Source organism: Staphylococcus sp. McC-251-APC-3A2, assembly GCF_009695665.1.
GTDB classification, from domain to species: domain Bacteria; phylum Bacillota; class Bacilli; order Staphylococcales; family Staphylococcaceae; genus Staphylococcus; species Staphylococcus cohnii.
In genome coordinates, this window is the sequence record NZ_VUNO01000013.1 from 1 (window position 1) to 8659 (window position 8659).

Genomic DNA, 8659 nt, shown 5'->3' on the forward strand with positions numbered 1-8659 from the left:
CCTTGCAAGTATGTTTGATTTTCTTACAGCGCTAGTTACGTTAATTAGCTAGTTTTAACTAAATATAATTAGTAATCCCTTAATACTTTAAAGGTTCATGACAACGATTTGTGATGATTGCAACACGCAATACAAGACACATCATCAAGATACGTAAAGTGTTAAGGGATTTTTATGTATAAAAAAAAGCCACCCAGAACGAGAAGAGAACTAGGTAGCTGTTATTCGTAAGAAGTGACTAGCTTGTTACGAATTAATTATGATCCTTACTATTTTCAATAAACTGACTAGGTTTATTGGTGGTAAGTCAAAAAGTACAATTGTTTTTGTTAATGATTAAAGACTAGCACATTTTGTACCAATATTGCAACAAAATGCTAACGAGATATAACGAAATGTACCGAGATGTACCGAGATGCAACCAAAAGTAAAATGAACTAGTAATCATTTTTGGGGTGGAGGATATGAAGATATCTATAAATCAATACTAAAAATGAATAGGACAAAACAACTGTTATATTAGTTATGTAATCAAATAAAGAAAGGAGGGCAAACCTATGCAAATGCACAATATAGAAAGATATGTATTGATTGAAAGAGGGCAAAGACTTGTATGTGTATGCTTAACAGATAAAGATAAAACTTTTACGTTATAACAATATTTACACCCTTTATCTGTTGTTAGAAAAGATTAGTTAATGTATTATAGCAATATATCACGTATAGGAGGTGGTAAATATGGCAGTGGCAACTAGGGAAGAAAGGGCAGAACGTAATTCTGATATTCGTAAAAGATTAGTAAAATATTGGCGTGAGAACTATGAACCTAAATACAATCTTATTGCAGAAGATATTGAAGTAGATTATACAAACTTACGACGTTACGTTATTAATCGTCACAACTTTGGAATAGAAAACCTAGATAAGATTGAGAATTTTTTAGTTAAAAAAGGTTACTAAGTAGAACACAATTATATAATTTTTTTATGCATATGTACAAAACGTAACATAAAGTACTATGTATTATATTTATTTGTCCCATTAGGGATTATTACAACTATAGCAAAGGAGTACTATATGGCACAGGTTACAGATATTACACTTGTGCAAGCCTTTGAGAAGTTGTTTATTAGTAGTAAACAGAAACGTATCGAACAGCAAAGCGATGGCAGTTATTATGTTAAGCATAATGGTTTAGCACGTAGTCATTTGATTAGCCATTTACAAGGTACTAAAACTATTGGCATATTCAGTGGCGATGTCTATTCTAAGTATTTATGTTTTGATATTGATACTGGATCATATAGTAAAGCACAAGCACGTAATGATGTGCGTGTGTTGGTCTGGTCGTTAATTAGTGAGTTTGGTATTTCAAAAGAGTATATACCCGTTGCTTATAGTGGTAACAAGGGTTATCACGTTTATTTATTCTTTGATGATGTGATACACGTTGAGTACTTACGTGCGTTCTATCGTGAAGTATTAGAGAGAACAGGTTATAGCACATCAGATATTGAGTTTCGACCTACAGCAACACAGGGCGTAAAGCTACCATTGGGTATACATCAAAAGACTGGTAAACGTTGCTATTTTGTTGATTATTTTAGTTCTAATTTTAAAGCACTTAATAATAATCATATTCATAATATTAAACAACTTGATACAGTTAGATTTAAAACTAAAAACAACCTTAAAGACTTGTACGAGATACAAGCAGAAGAAATATATCATCAGTTGTGCAAATTCTTAACTAAAGATGAGGCACGTACATTTACGGGCGTAGTTAATATGCTTGATTTAACAGAAAAACAAATAGAACATGCTGAAACAGATATTATCAAAATGTTACAAGATAAAACGTTGATATATCCCGACACACGTAATAAGTACACGCTACTAATTGCTATTTATTTAAAAGGGCAAGGTAATGAGTCATATTACGTTGAGCAAATCATTAATGAAATCATGCTAAATAGTAAACGTAATTATAATAGACTTGTTAGCTCATCAGAACGTCACATAAAGCGTGAAACAAAGAAAATTGTTAAGTATGTATTCAATACAACAATTGGACTTAAAAATGGTAACACAACTATTGAGCTATATGCTGATGAGATTAAAGACGTATTGGCACTAAAGAATATGAGGTTAATGCAATTGTATTTATCAATGCTAATACATGCTAAAAGGCATCAACCTATTGGTGCAGACAGCTTTTATATGGCGTATTCGACAATTGCAGATTATGGCAACCCAGCAAACAGAAGTACATTACGTAAATACATTCATCAATTAGAGGAATTGGGACGCATTGGCGTTGTTGCTAGTAATGTTATTGACCCGATACGTAGTGAAGTAGAGGGATATAGTTACAAAAAGCCTAACGTTTATCACATAAAAAAAAGCTTTAACCAAAACTCCCGACAAAAAGTTTTAATTAAAGCAGACGTGACAAGTGTCAATATAAACGATATTTTAGTTAAGGCATATCACGATAACGTCATTGGCATTGACGAAATCAAGCAATTACCTAGACGACAATTTGATAAATTCAAGCAATCACTGTAAAAGGTGGTTGCTTTTTTATTAGATACGTTTCCGTATGTACAAGTCCTATTGTACAGTGTGATTTACATAGTTGCAAGTAGATAATGCTAATAATGATTTTATTAAACACTACAAACATTTTCATAGCAAAGTTTATTTAGGTTGTGTAACCTTTCTTATTTGAGTAATACGGTTATGCATTTCATATTGCAGACGTTCAATGTGTACGATAGATACATAGAACATGTGAATACTCCTAACTTGTATGCGTTTTATATACAAGTAAATTATAGCATATATGCAGTTGTGAGGCTATTTGCAAAGCACATACACAATTATGTATACATGCTTATACAGAACGTTATATATGCGTTTAAATATAATTTAAGTACTTTTTATCACGTTTAATCTAAATGCTTGTGTGTGCTTTCTAAATGCAAATAAGTACGTACTCTTTTTTGAGCTGTTAGTCTTTTTTGACTAACCAAAATATAGTCAGTGTTTTCTTCAAAACGTAATGCGCTCAAAATTAAGCTTATTTATCTTTCTTCCACTTCCTAAATTCCCACATACTCATTTTATGGAACTGATCCATATCAGAACGAAGTTTTTCGTTTTCTTGTTTCAATTCATCAGAAGTACGTTTTATTTCGTCATATAAAGCCCTCAGACGTTCGTTTTCTTCCTTGAGAGTGTTTATATCTTCACTATCATTTGTGTTCCCTACAACGTCCCTAAGTGCATCTAGCAATTCATTTTTATTATTCTCTAACTTGTACTCAAAGTTTGAATTGATTTGCTTAACCATGTTGTTTTGCAATTCTTGTAAATCTGTAGGCGTACTGTCCTTTTCAGTTACAGGTGTAGGGATAGCATCGGCTACCTCTTTACCTTGTTCAAACTTCACAATAGTATAATGCAATGCTTGTTTCATTGTGCCACCTACTAGCTTAAAGCGTTCCATTGCCTCACTAATTAGTTGTAAATCATATTTAGTAAATCTTCTTGCGTTATCTACTTTTTTAAACTCATATCCCATAGCTTCCATAGTTTGTGCATACAATCTCATAGACGATACAGAGATTTTTAAGAGTTGGCTTGCATTTTTTGTACTTAATTCGTTTGTCTGTTGCATTTAATTGCACCTCAATTCCTTTAATAACAGTGTTTGTTTATGTTTATCGACAAAGATATAGTTTGTTGACTTTGAGGCGTTATTGCGCAGGTCTAATGTTATGTAAGTTGCATCAATATTGGGTTTGTTGCCCCTAATAATATTGCCGATAATCGCTATTAAGATAGTACCATAAAACCTTGCAGATACCTATATGATAGTTGTGAAATATGTTATAATTATAGTAGTAGAAACATTGATATAACAGTGTTTTGAAGTTTTATTAAATGAGATAAAAAGATAAAAAATGAGTATGGATAATGTAGATTGATAAAAACAAAAATACATAGGCAAGAAAAAAGCAATAAACCATTGATACAACAAAGGTTGAGAGAATAATAAACAAATTAAGGAGGGACAGAATGAAACATATCAGAGGACGTAAGCCCCAAGCAGATGACTGGTTGACCGATAAAGGATTGACCTTACTTCAAGGCTGGGCAAGACAGGGACTGAGTAATGAGCAAATCTCAAACAACATTGGCATACATGAAAGTACGTTTTACCGTTGGCAGTCCATGTATTCCGATATACGAGAGGCTATAAAAAAGGGTAAAGAGGTCGTTGATTTTGAAGTAGAAAACGCATTGCTCAAACGTGCATTAGGTTATGAGAAAGAAAAGACACGTACATATCTAAAGGACGACGGGACAGGACAGAAAACGAAACATGTTGAAGTAACAAAGGAACATGTGCCACCAGATCCAACAGCTATGATTTTCTGGTTGAAAAACCGTAAGCCTAATGAGTGGAATGAACGGCACAATATCAATCACACAGGCAATATTAAATACACAAATAACTTTGATAACATCACAACCGATGAATTGAAACGCATTGCTAATGGTGGTGGCACAAATGACTAAGGTCGTAGAACGTGGCTACTCATACGAGGAACAGGAAGTAAGTGCTAACTACAATCAAGGTCAGTGGATTATATACGCTAGTCGTAAACCCCACATAACTAAGCTCATGCGTCAGTATGGCGATGATGTGGAAGTGTTGGAACAGTTAGAGAATGGCACACCCGTTTTAGTTAGAGTGGTGCTCAATGATGATTTAATTTCATTCCGTAAACCAATGACGGAAGAACAAAAGCACCAACGAAGTAAGCAACTTGAATTAGCCCGTAGCTATCAAGCGTTAAACGATTAAATTAAGCAATAAAATGATTTTAGGTATTAAGTATCATAAATATATATTTAATCAAATACAGTCGTTAGAGTGGCATGTATTGGAGGGTACACAATGAAAACAGAATTAAAAGTATACACTGTTAATGATGTGGCACAGTCACTAGGTCTGCACATCACGACAGTACGAGAATATATAAAACGTGGGGAACTCAAAGCAAGTAAGGTAGGGCGTAAATATATTATTACGCTTGATAATTACAAAGACTTTATCAATGGAAATACACATCAAGCATAGGAGGTTGCAACATGGCAGATATTAAGGGATTAGAAAGAGATATATTACAAATCAAAGAACGTGCAAACAACATGATTGCATATGATAGACAGAAAGAATACAAAGAGGGCATCGAGAACATCAAAAAGAAGTATGGCAGTACATACACAAACGATGCACTGAATGAACTTATAAACGAATACAAACAGAATAAGTTAGACGAAACAATACAAGAGCTAAAGGCATTTGATAAGAAATCACAAGAGTTATTGGAACAAGCACATCAACGTATCGAACGTGTTGAAAGTGAAGTATCAACTGAAATAGATCCACAGACGCAATATGAATTGGAAAAACATAACTACATACTAAACAAGTTACAAAATGAATTGTCTGATACGTTCACAGGTAGCAACCCACAAACAAACGAATTAGACGAGGTAATCCAACAAGCTAAGTATAATAAGTTATATGCTAATGCGTTATTGCAAACACGTAATCTATTAATTAGAAACGTAGATAACAATACGTATTTAGATGATTCAGCCAAAGGCGTATTTAAAAATCATGTGATTAGAAAGCTAACGGAAATTAAAAATGATTTATTGCCGAAAGAATACAACGAATTACAAGAATTAAAAGAAATATTAGGCAATAGTGAGGTTGGTGCAAGAAATAAATTGCACATGTTCCAATTTATGTTAGAGATGAATAACGAGAGATTAAAAACAGTATAATAAGACGCTGTGAGAGTGATTTGTGAGCATCGAGGAATGAAATGCACGCACAAACATAAGTAAAGCACCAATCTATTAAGTTAGGTCGGTGCTTTTTAAATGCATTTATTAAGTATTGTAATTGAATGTTGTGGTTGTGTTATTATCACACCGACAATCTATATCAAAACAGAAAGGGAAGAAATAAGATGAATGATATTTTTAATGATTTTTTTAGTGTAGTTGGGGCATTTCTTTTATATTGGTTAGTTGGTTGGGGGATATTGTTAGCTGGTATAGGCTTTATAGTTTGGCTTATAGTTAAAACCATAAAATCGACTAGCAGTAATGCTAAGAAAGGTTTCAATTTTTTTGGTGTGGTTGTGTTAGCTATTGCTATTGGTTTTCTATTCAACTTTATAACTCATTCGGCAATAGATATTGACCCTAATAGAGATGTTAAAGAAGATGTGGAATTTGAGAAGCAACTTGATTAAATGCTTTATCGTTCATAAATTCACTTACTAATATATAGGTAATGCATAGGTTTTGCATAAGTAACTACCGATAATCAGCATTATGTAAACTATACTACACAAAAGACCCTTTGCTATCAGTGGTTTTAAAGTGTTCGTATAAAAAAAGTCCTATACAAAAAATATACAATCGCATAATGGCGCTGTTTATCTTGTTCGGTGTATATTTGTTTATTCAATATTTATTCATTTTCAAGACCCCTCATGAGTGATTACAAATACAATAAAATAACATTGTAAGAATTTCAATATTAATCTATTTTAGAAATGTTGAGTTAATTCATAGTAAAGGTAATTAATAAAAAATTAATTGCCTTTTTTTTGTTTGAACATAGTATTATATAAACAAACTAGTGATTATTTATTTGGGAGGGATATTATGGATTTTGTAGCTATTGATTTAGAAACAGCAAATAATGATAGAAGTTCTATTTGTGCAATGGGAATGGTTAAGGTAAAAGATAATGAAATTGTAGATACATATTATACATTAGTGGATCCAGAAACTTATTTTGATGGATTTAATGTTATGATTCACGGTATTGATGAAGATGATGTAGTAGACAGTCCAACTTTTGAAAATATTTATAGTGATATTACTAATTTTGCTGAAGATTATAATCTTGTTGCGCATTCAACAAGATTTGATATGTATGCTTTAGCTGATTGCATGGCAAAATATGATTTGCCAATTTGGAATAATAACTATTTTTGCTCACACCGTATTAGTCAGGAGTTAAGAAAAGGTTTGGCAAGCTATCGTTTGAACGATTTAGTTTTTCAATTTGAGTTAAATTCATTTGAACATCACAACGCCTTAGAAGATGCTAAAGCAAGTGCAAATATAATTACTTACTTTAATCATAATAACGAGTTAGAATCAATAGAATTATTTTGTGATACTCATGATTTTAAAATGGGAAAATTGAATAAGAATGGTTTTGTTAAACGAAAACACTCAAAAGCAACTGAAATAGCGTTAGACTATAGTAATATTAATCCTCAAGAAGATAGTATCTTTTTTGATAAGACTATTTGTTTTACTGGGAAACTACAAAAATATACTAGAAAAGAGGTTGCGCAAGTTGTTACAAATATTGGGGCAAACTGGGTGGATAGAGTTACAGAAAATGTAGATTATTTAGTTATAGGAAACTTAGAAAATTTAGAAAAGGCAACTGGATATAAAGAATCTAGTAAGATAAAAAAAGCGAAGATAAATGCAGATAAGGGGTTGCCTATTCAAATCCTTAGTGAATTAGAATTTTATCAAGAAATGGAAAGTGGAGAATAATATGAAAAAAGTTATAACGAAAAAACATGTTTTTTTAGTTGATGAAGTAGAATCAAATGGAAATGATGATTGTATTTATGGCCAAAGCTTACTGTTATCTATATATGTACATGTTAATACAAAAACTAATGGGAAAACGGGAAGTTTTATTTATTCTGAATCTATTGGGCGTATCGTCAGGCATGAAGATGTAGTGTCTATAGAAGATCCAACATATAGTGAATTAGAATTTTATAAGTACATAAAAAAACATAAAGAAATAGCATATTCTAAAAGACTAGTAGAAGAGTATAATTTAGAAAAGTACATAATATATGTTGACGTACAACCCAAAGATACCGAAATGTAAAAATAAATGATACTCATATCCAACAAATAGTCAAAGCACCCAACCAATTACGGCTAGGTGCTTTTATTGTGACAAGATAAATAGTTGGAACCTATCTCGCATTACCCCCAAAGTAAACAGACACAATTCAATCAGAACTAAGTGCATTATATAACACATAATCATGGTAAACAATCATGTATATGTATGGCGTCGCGTAAGAGGCGCCTCATATGCTCATATTCGTTAATAATATGATTTTAGGTATAAAACATCATAAAAGATATGATTGCTTATATATACTCTCTAAATGGCTAATAAACAGAAATAAATAATTTTTTGATTGTCGTAAAATTTTTAAGAACCGTATGCTATATTATAAAGTGTCTTGTTTAGCAGGCTTGCGTGTTGTCTTGAATAAGAGAGGTGGTAAACGTCAAAAAGTACAAGCCGTTCAAAGAATCGACTAAAACTTTGGCGGTGTTTTTGTTAATGCTGTATGGATTGATACGTTCTTTGGTTGACTGCCTTGCAAGTATGTTTGATTTTCTTACAGCGCTAGTTACGTTAATTAGCTAGTTTTAACTAAATATAATTAGTAATCCCTTAATACTTTAAAGGTTCATGACAACGATTTGTGATGATTGCAACACG

General features: G+C 32.1%; 10 protein-coding genes. 9 read left to right on the plus strand and 1 reads right to left on the minus strand.

The genetic code is table 11. From position 1 onward, the window contains the following. The first annotated feature begins 738 nt into the window (after positions 1-738). Positions 739-960, plus strand: coding sequence for a hypothetical protein (locus FYJ81_RS12785; RefSeq protein ID WP_103161601.1), 222 nt, complete (start codon positions 739-741; stop codon positions 958-960). 117 nt (positions 961-1077) lie between these two features. After that, positions 1078-2568, plus strand: coding sequence for a TOTE conflict system archaeo-eukaryotic primase domain-containing protein (locus FYJ81_RS12790; RefSeq protein ID WP_154409717.1), 1491 nt, complete (start codon positions 1078-1080; stop codon positions 2566-2568). A 514-nt stretch (positions 2569-3082) separates the two neighbouring features. Here FYJ81_RS12790 and FYJ81_RS12795 read toward each other — a convergent pair. Next, positions 3083-3682, minus strand: a complete 600-nt coding sequence (locus FYJ81_RS12795) for a hypothetical protein (RefSeq protein ID WP_154409718.1) — start codon at positions 3680-3682, stop codon at positions 3083-3085. Between the two features lie 401 nt (positions 3683-4083). Between FYJ81_RS12795 and FYJ81_RS12800 the strand changes: the two genes are divergently transcribed. The 7 genes from FYJ81_RS12800 (at position 4084) to FYJ81_RS12830 (ending at position 8026) form a co-directional block, all read left to right on the plus strand. Next, positions 4084-4587, plus strand: a complete 504-nt coding sequence (locus FYJ81_RS12800; RefSeq protein WP_154409719.1) for a helix-turn-helix domain-containing protein — start codon at positions 4084-4086, stop codon at positions 4585-4587. After that, on the plus strand, positions 4580-4876 hold the full coding sequence (locus FYJ81_RS12805) for a hypothetical protein (protein WP_154409720.1): 297 nt from the start codon (positions 4580-4582) through the stop codon (positions 4874-4876). Before FYJ81_RS12800 ends, FYJ81_RS12805 begins: the two co-directional genes overlap by 8 nt. Before the next feature lie 93 nt (positions 4877-4969). Next, positions 4970-5152 (plus strand): helix-turn-helix domain-containing protein, encoded by a 183-nt coding sequence (locus tag FYJ81_RS12810; protein WP_154409721.1) that lies wholly within the window; start codon positions 4970-4972, stop codon positions 5150-5152. Positions 5153-5163: 11 nt separating this feature from the next. Continuing rightward, a complete protein-coding gene (locus FYJ81_RS12815; RefSeq protein ID WP_154409722.1) occupies positions 5164-5868 on the plus strand; it encodes a hypothetical protein in 705 nt (234 codons plus the stop codon). Positions 5869-6056: 188 nt separating this feature from the next. Then, positions 6057-6344, plus strand: a complete 288-nt coding sequence (locus tag FYJ81_RS12820) for a hypothetical protein (RefSeq protein WP_154409723.1) — start codon at positions 6057-6059, stop codon at positions 6342-6344. Between the two features lie 418 nt (positions 6345-6762). Then, entirely contained in the window at positions 6763-7677 is a 915-nt protein-coding gene (locus FYJ81_RS12825) for an exonuclease domain-containing protein (RefSeq protein WP_154409724.1), read from the plus strand. A gap of 1 nt (position 7678) precedes the next feature. Next, a complete protein-coding gene (locus tag FYJ81_RS12830) occupies positions 7679-8026 on the plus strand; it encodes a hypothetical protein (protein WP_103161600.1) in 348 nt (115 codons plus the stop codon). Positions 8027-8659 lie beyond the last annotated feature (633 nt).

Excerpts from the sequence above, each read along its gene's own strand:
- FYJ81_RS12785 (WP_103161601.1), top strand. The coding sequence starts at position 739 with ATGGCAGTGGCAACTAGGGAAGAAAGGGCAGAACGTAATTCTGATATT.
- FYJ81_RS12790 (WP_154409717.1), top strand. The coding sequence starts at position 1,078 with ATGGCACAGGTTACAGATATTACACTTGTGCAAGCCTTTGAGAAGTTG.
- FYJ81_RS12795 (WP_154409718.1), bottom strand. The coding sequence starts at position 3,682 with ATGCAACAGACAAACGAATTAAGTACAAAAAATGCAAGCCAACTCTTA.
- FYJ81_RS12800 (WP_154409719.1), top strand. The coding sequence starts at position 4,084 with ATGAAACATATCAGAGGACGTAAGCCCCAAGCAGATGACTGGTTGACC.
- FYJ81_RS12805 (WP_154409720.1), top strand. The coding sequence starts at position 4,580 with ATGACTAAGGTCGTAGAACGTGGCTACTCATACGAGGAACAGGAAGTA.
- FYJ81_RS12810 (WP_154409721.1), top strand. The coding sequence starts at position 4,970 with ATGAAAACAGAATTAAAAGTATACACTGTTAATGATGTGGCACAGTCA.
- FYJ81_RS12815 (WP_154409722.1), top strand. The coding sequence starts at position 5,164 with ATGGCAGATATTAAGGGATTAGAAAGAGATATATTACAAATCAAAGAA.
- FYJ81_RS12820 (WP_154409723.1), top strand. The coding sequence starts at position 6,057 with ATGAATGATATTTTTAATGATTTTTTTAGTGTAGTTGGGGCATTTCTT.
- FYJ81_RS12825 (WP_154409724.1), top strand. The coding sequence starts at position 6,763 with ATGGATTTTGTAGCTATTGATTTAGAAACAGCAAATAATGATAGAAGT.
- FYJ81_RS12830 (WP_103161600.1), top strand. The coding sequence starts at position 7,679 with ATGAAAAAAGTTATAACGAAAAAACATGTTTTTTTAGTTGATGAAGTA.